General features: G+C 32.5%; 15 protein-coding genes. 3 read left to right on the forward strand and 12 right to left on the reverse strand.

Annotated features, from left to right (window positions below):
* Positions 1-48 precede the first annotated feature (48 nt).
* The 3 genes from OD917_RS10480 to OD917_RS10490 form a co-directional block, all read right to left on the reverse strand.
* On the reverse strand, positions 49-1,695 hold the full coding sequence (locus OD917_RS10480) for a DUF6377 domain-containing protein (protein WP_263523482.1): 1,647 nt from the start codon (positions 1,693-1,695) through the stop codon (positions 49-51).
* Between the two features lie 207 nt (positions 1,696-1,902).
* A complete protein-coding gene (locus OD917_RS10485) occupies positions 1,903-4,167 on the reverse strand; it encodes an acyl-CoA dehydrogenase (RefSeq protein ID WP_263523483.1) in 2,265 nt (754 codons plus the stop codon).
* Between the two features lie 148 nt (positions 4,168-4,315).
* Entirely contained in the window at positions 4,316-5,230 is a 915-nt protein-coding gene (locus tag OD917_RS10490) for an EamA family transporter (protein ID WP_263523484.1), read from the reverse strand.
* A gap of 107 nt (positions 5,231-5,337) precedes the next feature.
* Between OD917_RS10490 and OD917_RS10495 the strand changes: the two genes are divergently transcribed.
* Entirely contained in the window at positions 5,338-6,759 is a 1,422-nt protein-coding gene (locus OD917_RS10495) for a PLP-dependent aminotransferase family protein (protein ID WP_263523485.1), read from the forward strand.
* A 218-nt stretch (positions 6,760-6,977) separates the two neighbouring features.
* On the opposite strand, the gene OD917_RS10500 is transcribed toward OD917_RS10495, so the two are convergent.
* From OD917_RS10500 to aspA, 6 genes are all read right to left on the reverse strand, one after another.
* Positions 6,978-7,925: a bestrophin family protein gene (locus OD917_RS10500; protein ID WP_318013884.1), complete on the reverse strand. Its 948-nt coding sequence runs from the start codon at positions 7,923-7,925 to the stop codon at positions 6,978-6,980.
* 106 nt (positions 7,926-8,031) lie between these two features.
* Positions 8,032-8,754, reverse strand: a complete 723-nt coding sequence (locus OD917_RS10505; RefSeq protein WP_263523487.1) for a hypothetical protein — start codon at positions 8,752-8,754, stop codon at positions 8,032-8,034.
* A gap of 83 nt (positions 8,755-8,837) precedes the next feature.
* Positions 8,838-10,238, reverse strand: coding sequence for a sensor histidine kinase (locus tag OD917_RS10510; protein ID WP_263523488.1), 1,401 nt, complete (start codon positions 10,236-10,238; stop codon positions 8,838-8,840).
* Positions 10,222-10,896, reverse strand: a complete 675-nt coding sequence (locus OD917_RS10515) for a response regulator transcription factor (RefSeq protein WP_263523489.1) — start codon at positions 10,894-10,896, stop codon at positions 10,222-10,224. Before OD917_RS10515 ends, OD917_RS10510 begins: the two co-directional genes overlap by 17 nt.
* Positions 10,897-11,069: 173 nt before the next feature.
* Positions 11,070-12,356, reverse strand: a complete 1,287-nt coding sequence (locus OD917_RS10520; protein WP_263523490.1) for an outer membrane protein assembly factor — start codon at positions 12,354-12,356, stop codon at positions 11,070-11,072.
* 154 nt (positions 12,357-12,510) lie between these two features.
* Positions 12,511-13,920, reverse strand: a complete 1,410-nt coding sequence (gene aspA / locus OD917_RS10525) for an aspartate ammonia-lyase (RefSeq protein ID WP_263523491.1) — start codon at positions 13,918-13,920, stop codon at positions 12,511-12,513.
* A 156-nt stretch (positions 13,921-14,076) separates the two neighbouring features.
* Between aspA and OD917_RS10530 the strand changes: the two genes are divergently transcribed.
* Entirely contained in the window at positions 14,077-14,655 is a 579-nt protein-coding gene (locus OD917_RS10530) for a pentapeptide repeat-containing protein (protein WP_263523492.1), read from the forward strand.
* Positions 14,656-14,729: 74 nt separating this feature from the next.
* A complete protein-coding gene (locus tag OD917_RS10535) occupies positions 14,730-15,200 on the forward strand; it encodes a hypothetical protein (RefSeq protein ID WP_263523493.1) in 471 nt (156 codons plus the stop codon).
* Positions 15,201-15,351: 151 nt separating this feature from the next.
* Here the strand turns inward: OD917_RS10535 and OD917_RS10540 are convergent, their stop codons facing one another.
* The 3 genes from OD917_RS10540 to OD917_RS10550 all read right to left on the reverse strand — a co-directional run bounded on the left by OD917_RS10540 (position 15,352) and on the right by OD917_RS10550 (position 17,699).
* Entirely contained in the window at positions 15,352-15,849 is a 498-nt protein-coding gene (locus OD917_RS10540) for a GNAT family N-acetyltransferase (protein WP_263523494.1), read from the reverse strand.
* 1 nt (position 15,850) lies between these two features.
* Entirely contained in the window at positions 15,851-16,891 is a 1,041-nt protein-coding gene (locus OD917_RS10545; RefSeq protein ID WP_263523495.1) for a GMP reductase, read from the reverse strand.
* 214 nt (positions 16,892-17,105) lie between these two features.
* Positions 17,106-17,699, reverse strand: coding sequence for a tRNA-(ms[2]io[6]A)-hydroxylase (locus OD917_RS10550; protein WP_057122755.1), 594 nt, complete (start codon positions 17,697-17,699; stop codon positions 17,106-17,108).
* Between the last annotated feature and the right edge of the window lie 117 nt (positions 17,700-17,816).

Consider the following 17,816-nt stretch of genomic DNA (forward strand, 5'->3'; position numbering starts at 1 on the left):
TTAACATTTTTTAAACCCTAAAAAAAGTAGTGGATTTAAAATAAATATTTATACTTTCAAAGCCATTGAGCCAATTTTCATGACCATTTCTTCGAAATCATTTCGTGAAACTGCAGCCTTATTTCGAGCTCTTGTACGGTAGTTGTAAATTGTGCTTAAAGAATAACGTAAAAATGCCGCTATTTTAACACTGTCAGTAATTCCGAGTCTGATTAAAGCAAAAATTCGAAGTTCTGTGTTTAGCAATTCATTTTGTTTTAAAACGATTTGTTCCTCTGGAATTAATAAAGCATTGAAATCTTTAACGAATGTTGGATATAAATTCAGAAAAATAATATCGAAATTCTTGTATAATTCTTCTAACTCATTATCAACCAAAGTAGTCGATTTTAATATTTTATAAATTTCGTCGAATTGCTTTGCGGTTGCTTTTTTGTTTAAGATAATACGATAATTCTCCAGCTTATTGATGTAAGTCGAACAAAGATTGAAGAAATGGGCAATATATTCTTCTTTAACTAAATTAGATTCAGACAATTGCAGATTACTTTCCTGAAGTTGGCTATTTGTTTCGGTAATGTCTTTGTTTAATTCTGCTAATTTCTGACTAGTTTCATAAAGTTCTGTTCGAATTCTCGACACTTTTTTCATTTGCTTGTAAACGTAGATTATTGCAACAAGCAAAAACAGAGAAAGCAAACTAATACAAAGCAAATAAATCTGCAATTCGCTTTTTCGTTGTGCTTCGCGTTCTTGATAAACCGTATTTATAATCGAATATACTTCTGACATTAATAAAGTTCTAAATTGAACATTACAATACAAAGCATCTTCAATTGCCGATTGCGTCAATTTATATGCCATATCGACATCTCCAATTTCGTAAAAAACCAAAGCCAATTCTTGCAATGAAGCATTATCTTTATTGGCATTTTTAATATCCGAAGTTGCAGAAAGTGCGTAGTATTTTTTTCTGGATTCTAAATCATGCGTAGCTTCTGCAATTTTTCCTAACAAATAGGTAATCATTGCATATTGTGGACTTTCTTCGTTTGTTTTATTTAATAAAGCTACTAATTGCTTTTTGGGATCATTGTATTTTCTGTCAATAAAAATATCTTGCTGAATCCTATTAATTTTAAAATCTAACGTATTCGGATTTAGAATACTTAATAATGAATCTCGATACTTACCAATTTGTTTTCTGTATTCTGGACTATAACTGTTAGCAGCATAATGTTCGAAAAACTCACGATACGAAATATAATAGTTTGGAAGTAATGAAGTGGCTAAACTTTTTTTATTAATGCTTTTTAAAAGAGCTTCAGATTCGCGATATTTTCCTGACGAAGAATAAAGCGTTACCAATTGTAATTGTGCTAAATTAAAAAGTTCTTTGTTCTGAAGTTCTTCGGCAATTTTAAGATTCTTTTTTACATATTGAATAGCCGAATCCGAATTTAATTTTTGATATTCAAGATATAATGTTTTGTTGTAATTGTACTCCTGCTCTTTTGTAAGATTCTCCGATTTTATCTTCTTGAAGTTTTGAATTCGTTCTTCTTTAATCTTTACATAATGCTGTTTATTTTTAATCGCCTCATTTAATTCTTTTAAAATAACATCGGTACCTTCCGATGCAAAAACTGGAAAGTGTAATATGATAAGAAACAGAAATAGGCAATATTTTTTCAAGTCGATTTAATATAAAGGAATTACAAATATAACAAAGCGAAAATATAAAAAACGAATTATTTAGCTATGGTTAAAATGTACTAAAAGATAATTCTTCTACTATTGTTATAAATAATATAATTACAAAACGCCTTATCTATAAAAAAAATGATTTCGTTTTGACTTTATCAAACTCGAAATCATTTATTTATGAATATATTTTCAAAACTATATATGAGCTGCAATTGGCGCTGATAAACAGCTTTCGGGAATATCAAAAGCATTTACAAGAGCCACAGCATCTGGACGAATATCCCAACAAAGCTGATTGACAATTTTACGAACTGCTTTGGTTTTAACCGCTTCCATGTAACCATCTTCAAGATACCAAGCTTTGTTTTTTTCGATTTGTGAAAGTGCATACAACTGATTCAATTTAGTTAAAATCGCTTTTGATGATTCATCTTCAACCGCTTTTATTGCGATTTGAAATTGCTCTAAAACTATTCTTTCCAAATATGCTTGTGCCACATCTATCATTTGGTGTTGCACGACATTAAAAGCATCATAAGGTTCTAATCCGCCATCGATCAATTTCTTGATACGTCTTGTCGCAGAAGCCAAAATTGTTTTTTCTCTGTGAACAAATGCCTGAAGATGAAATTCTCCGTCTAATAAATGTTCGTCATCTGTCCTTCTAGTTGCAATTGGGTTCTTTTCTGCAATGGCTGTTTTTGCATTTTCATACACATAATTGATAATTCCCAACGATCCCATTTCTCCAAATGCTTTTCTGAATTCTGCTAAACGATTTTTAGCCACTAATTGCATCAAAACTGTATTATCTCCTTCAAAAGTCGTATAGATTTCTGTATCATTTTTAAGTGCATTGATTCGGTTTTCAGACAAATAACCTTTTCCACCGCATGCTTCTCTGCATTCTTGCAGAATATCTCTTGTGCTCCAAGTGGAATAGGATTTCATTCCGGCAGCCAAAGCTTCGATTTCCTGCATTTCAGCTTCTGTTCTATTCAAAAATCTGTTGGTTAAATATTGAAGCGCAAAATGAACCGCATAAGTTTTAGCCAAATGTGGCAATAATCTGCGTTGATGCATTCTGTAGTTTAAAATTGGAACTTCAGAACCGCCTTCTGGTCCAAATTGTCTTCTTTGATCGCTGTAGCGAATGGCAATTGTCAATCCAGATTTAGCTGCCGCTAAAGCTGAACGCGGAATCCCAATTCTTCCTCCAACTAAAGTTCCCAACATCGTAAAAAATCTTCTGTTATCACTCGGGATCGGACTTTCGAATTCGCCTTTATCATTTACTGAAGCAAAACGATCCAACATATTTTCTTTCGGAATTACCACATTATCAAAACTAATTGTTCCGTTGTCAACTCCGTTTAATCCCATTTTATGACCACAATCGCCAATTGTCACGCCGTTTACGACATTCCCATTCGGATCGCGTAACGGAACCACAAAAGCATTTACGCCATAATCATGATCATCAATAATTAATTTAGCAAAAACAGTCGCCATTTGTCCATGAACAGCTGCGTTGCCAATATATTCTTTTTGGGCGTTTTTATTTGGCGTATGAATCGTAAAGGTTTGATCTGAATGATTATAAGTCGCTGTAGTTTCTAAACCTTTTACATTTGATCCGTGATGCGTTTCGGTCATGGCAAAACAGCCTGGAAGTTTCAGTGAACCAATATCTTTTAGATATTTAGCATAATGTTTTTCTGTTCCTAAAGATTGAACGCTCATTCCCCAAAGTCCGAACTGAACGCCAAATTTGATTACTAAACTCAAATCATGATAACTTAAGGTTTCCATAATAGCAAAATAATCTTCTACGTTCCCTCCTCCTCCGTATTCTTCCGGATACGCCATACTTCCAAGATTTTCATCGGCTAGAATTTTACACCATTTATAAACCGTTTCTCTGAAAACATTAATATCTGTAGAAGTTTCATAAGCAAATTCAGGTCTCGAAATAACCGATTTTACTCTTTTAATTATGGCAGCTTCTTTTCCATCTAAAATTTGAGTAATTTTCCGAATATCAAAACTGGCATTCGTATGAGAATTTGCAGTAAAAGAACCAGCTTTGGTTTTAAAGTTTTGAAGTGCTTCTTCACCTAAAATCCCTAAATCATTTTCCAGTTTTTTGAAATCTGATTCGATTGGAGTTAAATCCAAATCGGTTCCTGAAAGTGCTTTTGCAATATCAAAAATCGACTTGATCGAAGAGGTATCCTGAATACTTTTTTCAATGTCTAATTTCCATTGTGTGAGTTCATTTCGCGAAGGGGGATTTGAAATATCTGCTTTAGAGAGCAAATATTCTTTTTCTTCTTCAGATAAAACATGTAAGGAATTTATAAACTCTTTTAAGGTTGCAAATTCTTTCTGTGTCAGTAAATCATCTGACCACACTAAATAAAATAACGGAGTAAAGGCTTGAAGTTTGGTATTTTTCATATGAATAGATTCGGTTTGGATTTAGATTTTTTTTTCGCGTTATCGCATAAAAAAACAGGAATGAAAAATACTCATTCCTGTTTGAACATCCTGTTAAGATTCTGATAATTTTCGATTTTAAACCAATAAAAAATATGAAAACTAAGAATTAAGAACCTTTGGATATTGAGGTCATTTTTTGCTTCATTGCAAAAATATGATGTGAATTAAAAACTAACACAGCAGCAAAAATAATTCCGTATGCTGTTATTTGTAAAGGCGAAATATTCTCTTTGAAAACAAAGGCTGCCAATCCAAACGCGATCATCGGATTGATGTTTAATAACATTCCAACTGTTGAAGAATTGATTCCGGAAAGTGCGTACAAATTCAGGAAAAGCGGTACAATTGTAAATAAGATTGCAATTGTTTCAATACAGAAATAGAATTTAAATTCCGTTGGAACTGGTCCTCCATAACTTGGATAAAATGGCAATAAACACAACGCAGCCAATGTAATATGAAACGTCAAAACGATAAACTTGTCAAAACCTTTATTGGCACGCTGACTTACTAAATAAGCGGCATAAGTTAACCCAATAATGATACTAAAAAACATATCCATTATATCGTTGTATGAAAGCAATATACAGCCCGAAATACTTAATCCTACAGAAAGCCATTGTGTTTTTAGCAGTTTTTCTTTCAGTATAAAATAAGCTAACAAAGTTGTTAAAATTGGACAAACCAAATAGGCTAATGAAGCCGCTTTTACGCTGACGTGATTCACTACATAAATAAAAGTAAACCAATTAGCCATCAAAAATGCGCTTCCGCCAATATTCAGCAGAATCGATTTTCTTTTTTCTGATTTCGGTAAAGCTTTGAAAATTTCAATGGTTTCTTTTATTTGTTTTCTTTTGAATAAAAAAGCAATCAAAAGCATTAAAATACCACAGCTGAAAACACGAAAAAACAAAATATCCAATGACGGATAATCATGTATTGGCTTTAAAACCAAACTGAAAAGTCCCCATGTAACAAAGGCTGAAATCGCCGCGATATAATATTTTGTTGTTTTCACAAAATTGCTTTTTTGAATTGTTTTCTTTGATGAAGCAAATTTCTTAAAAATAAAACAGCAATACAGATACAGTTTTTGTAAATTGCAGCATAACAGTTTTTATTTTTATGAAAAATTCGAATTACTTATATCTACAATTTGCTGACCGAATCGAGAAACAGATTAAATCGGGCATTTTAAATGTTGGTGATAAATTGCCTTCTATACGCGAAGTATGTGCCGAAACGGGATACAGCATGAGCACTGTAAGTAAGGCTTATTATGAAATTGAAAGCCGTTCTCTAATTGAAGCACGACCGCAATCTGGTTATTATGTAAGTAATATTTCTGCACGAGTTATTCCAGAACCTTCTGCCAGCACCCCAATTTTAAGCTTAGAAAATATTGAACGTGAAGACTTAGTTGATTTAGTCTACGGCGATATGCGAAAAAAAGATATTACTATGCTTTCGCTTGGTTTTCCGTCTAACGAATTACTTCCAATTGCAAAACTCAATAAAGGAATGGTTCAAGCAATGCGCCAATTACCCAATAGCGGAACGAGTTATGAGGAAATTGAAGGAAATAGCAATTTAAGAAAAGAAATCGCTCGTTGGTCTTTTACTTGGGGCGGTTCTTTGACTGAAGATGATATTATTACGACTCCTGGCTGTATCTCTGCAATTTCAGATTGTTTACTGACTTTAACCAAACCTGGAGACACCATAATTACTGAAAGTCCTGTTTACTTTGGAATCCTGCAATTGGCACGATCATTAGGTTTGTATGTAATGGAACTTCCTACCAATATGACAACGGGAATTGAATTGGAAGCAGTAAAAAAAACACTTGCTACAAACAAAGTAAAAGCTTGCGTTTTGATGAGTAATTTTAGTAATCCGTCTGGAAGTATGCTACCGAATGAGCATAAAAAAGAGATTGTGAAATTAATGGATTTCTATAATGTTCCGTTAATTGAAGATGATATTCACGGTGATTTGTACTTTGGCACAAGCCGACCAACTAATTGCAAAACGTATGATGAAAGCGGAATCGTTTTATGCTGCAGTTCTGTTTCTAAAACTTTGGCACCTGGTTATCGCGTAGGTTGGGTTTCGCCAGGGAAATTTAAAAAAGAGGTTTTGAGAACGAAGTTATATCATACCATTTCCAACACAACTATCACACATGAGGTGGTTGGAGATTTCTTGAAAAATGGCCGTTATGAAAATCATCTGAGAAAAATTCGTCAAATTCTGAATCGAAACTGCACGAATTATATCAATACCGTTTTAGAATCTTTTCCTGCAGGAACAAAAGTGAGTCAGCCTCAAGGTGGATTTTTCCTTTGGGTAGAACTGGATAAAAAAATTGATACAGCGGCTTTTTATCATTTAGCGCTCAAACATAATATTAGCATTGCGCCTGGAAGGATTTTTTCGTTTCAGAATCAATTTTCAAACTGTATGCGATTGAGTTTTGGATTGCCTTGGTCAAATGAATTAAGAACAGCTATTCAGACATTGGGGAGATTGGCGAAACAATTATAAAATCTTTTAAACACATAGAAACATAGATTTTATTTTTTATGAAAAAGAATAAAGAAAGAAACTAGTTTCTCACACATAGCTATGTGCATTCAAATAAGTGAAACGCCTTTTTTACATCCAAAAAACTATGTTTCTATGTGTTTAAATAATAAAAAAAGTTGGACAGCGCAACTACTCGCTGTCCAACCAACAATTAAAAGAAGACCAAAATTAAATAGTTATAAGACAAAATAAGCGTCCTTTTCGACTTTCTTAGGTTCGTCTTTTAAGTCAAATTCATTCAGAATATCAAATTCGCTTTGATATTCGTTCAGCATTTGCTTGATATTTTTTTCAATTGTATTTGCAATTGTTGTGACTGGTGTATCTGTAGGTCTGTTTTCAAACGGATCTTGCAAATGAATTGCCATTCTTTCAATCAAAAAGAAAGCTGCACCAATTGCAGTAATCAACGGAATTGCAAACCAGCTTAAAACACTTGTTAATCCGAAAGGCAATAATAAAATAAACAAACATAATGTCAATCGAATGTACATACTGTATGTTGTTGGAAAAATGGTGTTTTTAATACGCTCGCATTTTCCCATTTCATCACATAATCTGGACAATGTATTATCAATTTCAACTTGCTGATAAACATTAAGCCTTTTTTCGTTTTTTGCATTTCTCAAATCTCTTGCATGCAACATTAAAATTGCATTTGGAACGTTTTGATGGTTTTTGATGTATTTAATTTCTTCTTCATTCATTAGACCTTCAAGCGGTTTTATTGCGTCTCTATTTCTAAGCGACTGCCCAAGGCTATAACACCATGCGATTTGTCTTTTTGCAAAATTTTCTTTGAATTCACTGGCTTCAACAGAAAAATCTGGATCTTCGTAAAATGTCAAAACTTGACGGATCAATGTTCTGGAGTCGTTTACAACAGCGCCCCAAACAATTCGTGCTTCCCACCATCTGTCATAAGCCTGATTCGATTTAAAGGCTAATAATAAGGAAATAATAGTTCCAATCATGGTTGGAATTGCAATTGGAATATCTACGGGAAGATTGATGAAATAATGATGAAAAATTTCAAATAGTATGGTATACGCCAATACTAGAGCGATTTCTACTTTAATTTTCCCGAGAACGTACTTCATTGGTATTCTTTTCTTTAACAACATATTTTCGGTTTTAAATTAATATTTTTTTGAGAGGCCAAGATTCTAAGTTTCTAAGAATTAAAAAACTTAGAAGCTTAGTGTCTTAGTAGCTTAGAATCTCAAACTCTTAAACCATCTCTTCGTACAATGAAAGAACTGGAAGTCCAAGTTTTTCATTGACATTTTCTTTTTTGGCTTTTTTAAATTTGATTTTTTCGCCTTTTCTCGTTTCTACCAACATATCTATGTTGTGTTTTGAAATGGCTTCTGATAAAAATGGAGCAACATTTTCGTAGTTGTCTTCAAAACTAGACGTTTGGCTTACAATTTCGAAAGAGAAATTCGCACTCAAAAATTCTTGTACATCTTTTACATGAATATTTCGGCTTGAATTTTCTACATAAAGTGCTTTATTAAAGACTTCTTTATTAATTTCTGTACTTAAATGCAGAATTGGACATTTTTGATTTCCAGCCAATTGAATCAAATATTGATGAATTCTTTTGGTTTCCTGCTTATAAGAATGTGTAAGAATGACCAATTTTACTGAGAAAGCCTCAATAAGACGTCTAAAAAGAGGCGCTGAAAGTCCGTATTGATTGTGAACTTTTAATTTAGTATTTGGAGTGTGGTCGATAATATAACGGCAGGTTTCTAGAACTTCTTCCTGGCTTTTTGTAAGTCCAGATCTCATTTCACGTAAAAAACTAGAAGAAGAAAATGTATCTGGCGCTTCTGAAACTAATACTAAAATAATTTCTGATTCAGTATTTTTTGACTGATTCACCGCAGATTTTACAGCCGAAATTGTATCATCTTTTAAAGTCGTTGGTATAAGAAAGTTTTTCATAAGTATAATCGTTTAGTTTATACTTACAAATTAACTATCAACAACTTAGAGCGACATTAATCTAAAATTAGAATTTTCTAAAATTAAACATTAGATTTTTTAATGTTGCCTTTTTTAAAGATTATGGTAACGATTGTACCTTTATTTTGTTCCGATTGCACTTGTAATTCGCCATCATGCATTCTAATGATTTTTGATGCTAAAGGAAGTCCTAAACCATAACCAATATATTTGGCCGCAATTTTTCCTCTAAAAAAAGGTTCATACAAATGCGGAATATCTTCTGGTGGAATTCCGATTCCGATATCATTAATCGAGATTTTGATCATTTCTCGATTAGCAGAAAGATTCACGAACACTTCGTTGTTATCAGAATACTTCACTCCGTTGGTAATAATATTATTGATTGCCAGCTCTAAAAGTGGTTTATTACATGGCAATAACAGCAAATTAGAATCTTCTGGAGCGAAATTAAGTTTAATGCTCACACGATTGTCTGGATAAATTTTATCTAAATCTGATTTTACGTCCAAAAGCAATTCGTCCATTCGTGCAATATCAGATACTTGTTTTTGGCCGTCATAGCCAGTTTGTGTCAATTTCAGCAAGCTTTCGGTTAGATTCCCTAATCTTGAAGCTTGACTGTAAATATTTTGTAGCGATTCTACATATTCATGTTGCTGTCTTTCTTTGAGTAGCATAATCTCTGCTTCGGCAATAATAGTTGTTATTGGAGTTTTTAACTCGTGAGAAGCATTATTAATAAAGTTCGCTTGGATCTCGAAAGAAGTCTCTAAACGATCCAGCATATTATTAAAAGTATTCGTCAAATCTGAAATTTCATCAGAATTTTTAACTTCAGGCAAACGATTATGAAGATTCGAAGCGCTAATTCTCTTCACTTCTCTTGTAATTCTTGCTACAGGATCGATAACGCGCTTTGCTAAAAATCTACCCAATAGAAAAGCCAGAATCACAAAACCGATTCCGCCAAAAAGCATGATTTTTACAATATAAACGGTCGTATCTTTTCCTTTACGATCTCTCGCACCAACAATTACAATATATTTCTGGCTATTTTCTTGAAAAACCTGTCCTAAATAATATTTATTATCTCTTTCGTAAGAATCTTTTCCTGTACTTAGAATATTGGTGTAAAATGAATTAGGAAGGTTTAAATTCGTATTATAATCAAAACTATTGTGGCTATTGATTTTCAATACATATTCTTCTTCTTCGATCAATTCTTCAAGACCATTTTTTTTAAGGTTTTGGTAATATTTAATCTTTTCTGGATCTTTTTGAAAATGAATAGAAGAAACAATTTTTGCTCGATCATCCAGACGCTTTAAAAAATGATATCGATTGTTTTCTCTAAACAAGAAAAATACAATGATACACAATAGCGAAGTACTAAAGGTTGAAAGAGCAACGTAATTAAAAGTAATTTTTTTTCTAATATCCATATTATAGCTTAATAACATAGCCCAAACCTTTCATGGTATGAATAAGTTTGGTTGAATAAGGCTTATCTATCTTTCTTCTTAAGTACGTAATATATACATCGACAACGTTGGTATTCATATCGAAATTAATATCCCAAACATTATCTAAAATTTGATCTCTAGAAACAATTCGGCCAGTATTTTTTGCCAAATAATATAAAAGTTTAAATTCTTTGGCCGTTAAAACGATGTTTTCTCCATCTCTTTTAACTGTTTTTGCGCGTCCGTTTATTTCTAAATCACCAATTGTAATTGCATCTATTTTCTCTGTTTCCTGTTGTGATCTTCTGTACAAAGCATTTACTCTGGCATCTAATTCGCCAAATTTAAAAGGCTTAACCAAATAATCATCAGCACCAGCATTAAGTCCAGTAACAATGTTTTCTGATGTTCCTAAAGCCGTTAAAAGCAAAATTGGCACGAAATTTTTAGCTGCGCGAAGTCTTCTGCAAATTTCGATTCCGTTAACATCAGGAAGCATTACATCTAAAATTACTACATCGAAAGTATAATTATGAATCATCTCCATGGCAGTTTTACCATCCATAGCAACGCTTACTTCATTATTATTTTCCGCAAATCCTTTTCTTAATATCGATAATAGGTTTGGTTCGTCTTCAACTATCAGTAATTTCATCTTAAGAAGTTTGTATATACAACAAAAATAGGAATTGAAATTTACATAATTTAGAACATTTCTGCAAATTATGATTTTATTGTGAAGAATAAAAAAAGCAGACCTTATTGCCTGCTTTTTTACATTATTTTTAACTCTAATCTTTTTATTTTCAATTTGTACAAATTTTGAAATTAGAAAGTCTCACCAGCATTCAAGTAAAAACCTTTAGAATTATTACCCCACGCATAATCTAAAATTAGATTTGTTTTGGAAGCTTTGTCAATTAAGATTCTCAAACCAGCTCCGATAGCAGGCTGAATCGATTTGAATAATTTAAGATCAGTATCTGAATTACTGGCTGTTACAAAATTGGCAAAAACAGTACCGCTCAACAATTGATTGCAGGTAATAGGAAAACGAAATTCTGTAGATAAATAAACTAAACCGTTTCCTCTAAACAATCCCTGCGTATAACCTTCTCCGCTCCTACTGCGCTGATCCCAGCCAATTGCAGGCAGATTTAAATAAGGTACTTTTCCTCTGGTTACAAATTGTCCATAAGTCCAAATTGCCAAAATGTAGTGTGGATTTTTATGAGAAACAGGTATAAAATGCCGGTATTCTGCAAAGAGCACATTACTATAATCCTGATTATTAAACAATACTGGATTAAATCTATAATTAATATTGGCAAACCATCCTTTTGACGCATTTACCTGATTATCTCGCGAATCATGAACCAGATTCAAACTTATTCCGTTTAAGAAATATTCATAGTTGTCAAATCCATATTTCTGGCTGTAATTGTAGTGATAAGTATATTTACCATTTTCCAAATCTAACTCTTTGTCGTCAATACTAGAATACCAGTCAATATTAATTCCCCCACCTATATAGTAGTTCTCTTTGACCTCAAAAGAAATCGTTTGGTGGAATTTTAAATAGTTATAATCCATGTCTTGGGCAAGCGAATCAACACTAAAACCATCAGGCTGGTCGCGTCTGGGCGGAATTATATCAGTTCCTAAACCATAATTAGGTTGCGAAAACAAATACAACCGATAATCGCCACTCAAAAAGATTTTATTATTATTGAGCAGAATATTGTTTTTAATATTAACCAGCCATTGATTTTTTAGTGTATATGTAATCCCAACATTGGCAATCGAATATTTATCTTTTTCTTCTTTTCCTTTAAAAGTATATTGAGCAACTGCTCCAAAAAAGAATCCTGTAGCGGGCTGAGATCCAATAGCTGGAATCAATAAAAAGAAATTGTTTTTTGTTGGCTTAACTACTAAAGCATCATCATCTTTCTTAAAAAGATCAAATACTGTTTTTGGAGGGCAAATTTTTGGAGATTCAATTTCAGGATTTTTAATTTCCTCTTGAGCAAATAGATTAAAAGAAATAAGAAGCAATAATCCTAAGATTTTAGACTTGTACTTATAGGCATTATTTTTACAAAAAATCACCATTTGCAAAGTTTAGTTTTGGAATGAGACTCAATCTCTATGTAAATATAACTCTTATTTTCAACATCTTACGAACTAAATCAAATAAAACTAAAATTATTTTAACAAAAAAACCGTCAAAATAAAATTGACGGCTTTCGGCTATAGCATAGAAAAATTATTTAGTGATAAACTTCGGATGGATTAAGTTTTCCAAAGAATAAATTTCGTCCCATTTTTCCTGTGTGATTAATTTTCGTTCTAAAACGGCAATTTGATGAACGCTTTTACCTGTTTTTAAAGCCTCTCCTGCAATACTAGCACTTTCTTCATAACCAATAATTGGATTCAATTGTGTCACGATTCCGATACTATTCATAACCATATTATAGCAATGATCAACATTTGCTGTGATTCCGTTAATACATTTATCAATTAAAGTCTGAATTGCATTTGAAAGATAATCTAACGAAGTAAACATTGCAAAAGCAATAACAGGTTCCATTACGTTTAACTGTAATTGTCCCGCTTCTGCTGCCATTGTAACGGTTAAATCCTGACCAATCACATAAAAACAAGTCTGATTTACCACTTCTGGAATTACCGGATTTACTTTTCCTGGCATAATAGATGAACCAGGCTGGCGTGCAGGAAGATTAATTTCATTTAAACCTGTTCTTGGCCCAGAACTCAATAAACGTAAATCGTTACAGATTTTAGAAATTTTTACAGCAGAACGTTTTAAAGTTCCCATAATCTGAACATAAGCTCCTGTATCTACGGTTGCTTCTATTAAATCTGGAGAAAGCGTTAATGGAATTCCAACCTCATCTGCTAGATATTTTACGCAAATTTCTGGATAACCTTCAGGTGCATTAACTTTTGTTCCAATTGCTGTTGCTCCCATATTGATTTCCAACAATAATTCCTGCGCATTTTTCAAACGCTGAATATCTTCGCCAATTGTGGTTGCATAAGCTTTAAATTCTTGCCCTAAAGTCATGGGAACCGCATCTTGCAATTGCGTTCTTCCCATTTTTAAGACATCTTTAAACTCCTCACCTTTTTTAGCGAAAGCAACTTCTAAACCTGAGAAAGTTTTAATGAAGCTTTCCATTTTTAAATACAAAGCAATTCGAAATGCCGATGGATAAGCATCGTTTGTAGATTGTGAACAATTTACATGATTATTTGGATGAAGAAAATTGTATTCGCCTTTTTTGTGACCTAAATATTCTAATCCGATATTGGCAATAACTTCGTTAGCATTCATGTTTACAGAAGTTCCTGCACCGCCCTGAATTAAATCGCTCACAAATTCTTTATCAAATTTACCAGCGATAACCTGATCACTTCCATAACAAATCGCTTCTGCAATTTTAGGATCAATTGCACCACAATCTTTATTTGCCAATGCCGCAGCTTTTTTTACATAACCTAAAGCTTTTATAAATAAAGGCTCTTTTGAAATTGGAATACCAGTAATATTAAAGTTTTCTACCGCTCTAAAAGTCTGGATTCCGTAGTATAAATGGTTTGGAATTTCTAATTCTCCCAGAAAATCATGTTCTTTTCTTGTTGATTCCATATAATAAAATTGATCTGTTTAACTTAAAAAATAAGTGTAAAGCTACAGTATTTTATGGATTAAAAATGTGAATGAAATCAAAATCATTTATAATTTGTTTCCATTATTATATCGTAAATTATTACCTTTTCACCTTCAAAAAATTATAGAAAAAGGTTGAAAAAAGAAAGCGAATATTTTCTTGATAAAGAGTACAATACAATTATTTACGCCAAAGACGATCTTAATTTTAAGGACTTCGAATGCTGCGTTTTTAATAATTGTAATTTCTCTGCCTGCACTTTTCTTGCCGTTACTTTTATCGACTGCGTTTTTAATGATTGTATTTTTACTGAAGCCAAAATTAATTACGTTGCTTTTAGAACTGCAAGATTTAATCGATGCGAAATTAAAGATGTTAACTTTGCAATGTGCGATAAACTAATATTTGAAATCGAATTTAACGACTGCATTCTAGACTTTTCGAAGTTTTACACTCTAAAATTAAAAGGAACGTTTTTTTCGAACTGCAGTTTAATTGCCGTAGATTTTATGGCTACAGATTTGACCAATGTAGTTTTTTATAATTGCGATTTATACCGTTCAGAATTCAACAAAGCCATCGCTAATAAAGCCGATTTTAAAACGAGTTTTAATTACACTATTGATCCATCAAAAACTAAATTGAAGAAAGCTGTTTTTTCTTTGAAGGAAGTAAAAGGGTTGTTGTTTAAGCATGATGTGATTGTGAGTTAGAAAGTAGCTTTTAACTTATTATATCATTTTTCTGTCTTTTAGTTGCTATTTGCAATTAGGTACTCAAAATACCTTTGCAAAAACATTTAAGTTTTATTATTCAACTGATTACTAAAAACTTAAAAAGAAAAAGCAATAAAATCATGAAAAACAATTTTAAATTTACATTACCTGATTTCCCAAACAACAATTTTGAATTTGAAAGCAATATTTTTTCCGGAAAATCAACATTGAGACAAAATGGAGTACTTGTTGAACAGAGTAAAGAAAAAGGAAAACCATTTTTAATTAAAAGAACTAATGATGAAATAGTTAAGGCTTTTCCAAAGGCTAACATACCAGACATATCTTCACAAGCCTTAAATATTGACGGCAAAAAATACCCAATGGCAAATAAATTAAAATGGTATGAATATATAGTTGGTGCATTACCAATTGGACTTTTATTTAGTGGAGGGGCAATTGGCGGAGCAATCGGTGGAACAGCAACTGTAATTAATTATACCTTTTTTAGAGAAGAAACTCCTAATACTAACATACCTTAAAGTTTTAGTTATCAATGCATTATGTATCTTTATTTATCTTTTTGCAGCAAGCTTTATTTATAATTTAATTCACTAATTATAATTATCCAAAAAAAAAGAGTCTTTGAAAATCCAGTTTCAAAGACTCTTTTTTTATCATATATTAAGAGAACTATATCTTCTTCCCCATCACATAATCTTCCATCAAATATCCATTTCCTATTTCTATATCAACCGTTTCTTTAATTTCGAAACCGAGTTTTGTATAGAAATTTAAAGCCGTATTAAATCGGTTTACGTTTAATAAAAGTTGGTTTGAATTATTTTCTAATGCCATTTTTGCAATTTCTTCAAAAACTATTTTTCCATAACCTTTTCCTTGCGTTTCTGGCAAAAGATAGATCTTATGGATTTTGGTAATTGCTTCGTTTTTATAATTATGTTCAATTCCGATAAAGCCAATTGTAGATTCTGAATCTAGAATGAGATAGAATAATTGTTCTTTATTGTGAATTTGTTTTGAAAGTGCTTCATCAGAATAAATAAGATTCAACATATAATCTAATTGTTCTGTTGTCAAAATTTCGCCATACGTTATTGGCCATGTTATATGTGCAATTTCTTGGATTTTAGCAATATCTCCAATCGATGCTTCGGTAATTTGAATCATATTATTTTTTAAAAACTTGATTTTCTTGTTCGCTTACGCGGATGAAAGTCGTTCGTTTAGTCAATTCTTTTAATCTGGAAGCTCCTACATATGTGCAAGTGCTTCTTATTCCGCCCAAAATATCTAAAACAGTGTGAATCACGTCTCCTTTAAACGGAACTTGGACTGTTTTCCCTTCGCTTGCTCTATATTCTGCAACGCCTCCAGCATGTTTGTCCATTGCGGTTTTCGAACTCATCCCGTAAAATTGTTTAAATTTTTCTCCTTTTACTTCTATTAGTTCTCCGCCACTTTCTGTGTGTCCAGCAAGCATTCCACCCAACATAACAAAATCGGCTCCAGCACCAAAAGCTTTGGCAACATCGCCCGGAGTTGTACAACCACCGTCGCTAATAATATGTCCACCTAAACCATGGGCAGCATCAGCACATTCTATAATTGCTGAAAGTTGCGGATAACCAACACCTGTTTTTACTCGCGTTGTACAAACAGAACCAGGACCAATTCCGACTTTTACAATATCGGCGCCAGCTAACAAAAGTTCTTCGGTCATTTCTCCTGTGACAACATTACCTGCAATAATGATTTTATCTGGATATTGTTTTCTTGTTTTCTTTAAAAACTGAACAAAATGCTCTGAATAGCCGTTTGCAACATCAATACAGATAAATTTTAAAAGTGGATTTGCTTCAATAATTTTTCCAATCTTTTCAAAATCTTCCTTTCCTGTTCCAGTGCTTACTGCAATATAATCGTAAATATCAGGAGTTGCTGTCTTTAGAAATGAATTCCATTCTTCTAAAGTGTAATGTTTATGAATAGCTGTAAAAAGTTTTTCTTTTGCCAAAACCTTTGCAATTTCAAAAGTTCCTACGGTATCCATATTGGCCCCCATAATCGGAATTCCAGACCAACTTGAGGTACTGTGCAAAAACTTGAAATTTTGTTCTAAGGAAACTTCAGATCTACTTTTGAGCGTTGATCTTTTAGGTCTAAACATTACATCTTTAAATCCTAATTTCAGGTCCATTTCTATTCTCATAGTTCGAGATTTTGGTTACTCTCAAATATAAGAAATTTTAGATTGTAGGCTTTAGATTTTAGATTATAAAAACTTAAAAGATTGGACACGGATTAAACCGATTCGCTTTCGCGAAAACGCAGATAAAACGGATTTTTTCTTTCTATACTTCGCGTAGGCTTCAACTTCGCTCAACCTGACAAACTTGAAACCTGAAACAAAACAAACAAAAAAACTACCCGTGAATAGTCTCTCCTTTTCCGTAATTGGTAATAATTGATTCTTCAAATGCCAGCCATTCTCTCCAGCGTTTTTCAACATCAATTCCTGTTCCGTATTTACGAGCGTATGTTATAAAAGTGGTATAATGTCCTGCTTCACTTTCCATTAATTCTCTATAGAAAAGAGCTAATTCTTCGTCTTTAATGTTTTCAGAAAGCACTTTAAAACGTTCGCAGCTTCTAGCTTCAATCATAGCAGAAAATAGTAATCTTTCAACAAGACCTGAAACACGGCTTCCGTCTCCGCTTCTTTTCATGTATTGGTATAGTTCGTTTACGTAATCGTCTTTACGTTCGCGCCCTAATTTCAATCCTCTTTTAATGATGATGTTATGAACTTGCTCAAAATGATCGATTTCTTCTTTGGCTAAAGCCAATAAATCTTTCACTAAATCTTGGTGTTCAGAATTGTTTGTAATAATTGTAATCGCGTTTGTTGCCGCTTTTTGCTCGCACCAAGCATGATCTGTTAAGATTTCTTCGATGTTTTTCTCAACAATATTTACCCATCTTGGGTCGGTTGGCAATTGTAATCTTAGTACGCCCATGTCTTTTAATTTGTTTCAGGTTTATTTTGTTTCAGGTTTCAAGTTTCTTATCTAAACGAAAAAAAGTTTAAAGTTTCATAATACGGTTATTTACGCATTACAAAACTTTAAACTTGA

The organism is Flavobacterium sp. SH_e (assembly GCF_025717045.1).
Lineage (GTDB): Bacteria > Bacteroidota > Bacteroidia > Flavobacteriales > Flavobacteriaceae > Flavobacterium.

Bases quoted from the DNA above. Each gene is read 5' to 3' on its own strand.
- aspA (WP_263523491.1), bottom strand. From the start codon at position 13,920: ATGGAATCAACAAGAAAAGAACATGATTTTCTGGGAGAATTAGAAATT.
- OD917_RS10510 (WP_263523488.1), bottom strand. From the start codon at position 10,238: ATGTTATTAAGCTATAATATGGATATTAGAAAAAAAATTACTTTTAAT.
- OD917_RS10485 (WP_263523483.1), bottom strand. From the start codon at position 4,167: ATGAAAAATACCAAACTTCAAGCCTTTACTCCGTTATTTTATTTAGTG.
- OD917_RS10520 (WP_263523490.1), bottom strand. From the start codon at position 12,356: ATGGTGATTTTTTGTAAAAATAATGCCTATAAGTACAAGTCTAAAATC.
- OD917_RS10495 (WP_263523485.1), top strand. From the start codon at position 5,338: ATGAAAAATTCGAATTACTTATATCTACAATTTGCTGACCGAATCGAG.
- OD917_RS10515 (WP_263523489.1), bottom strand. From the start codon at position 10,896: ATGAAATTACTGATAGTTGAAGACGAACCAAACCTATTATCGATATTA.
- OD917_RS10545 (WP_263523495.1), bottom strand. From the start codon at position 16,891: ATGAGAATAGAAATGGACCTGAAATTAGGATTTAAAGATGTAATGTTT.
- OD917_RS10500 (WP_318013884.1), bottom strand. From the start codon at position 7,925: ATGTTGTTAAAGAAAAGAATACCAATGAAGTACGTTCTCGGGAAAATT.
- OD917_RS10505 (WP_263523487.1), bottom strand. From the start codon at position 8,754: ATGAAAAACTTTCTTATACCAACGACTTTAAAAGATGATACAATTTCG.
- OD917_RS10550 (WP_057122755.1), bottom strand. From the start codon at position 17,699: ATGGGCGTACTAAGATTACAATTGCCAACCGACCCAAGATGGGTAAAT.
- OD917_RS10540 (WP_263523494.1), bottom strand. From the start codon at position 15,849: ATGATTCAAATTACCGAAGCATCGATTGGAGATATTGCTAAAATCCAA.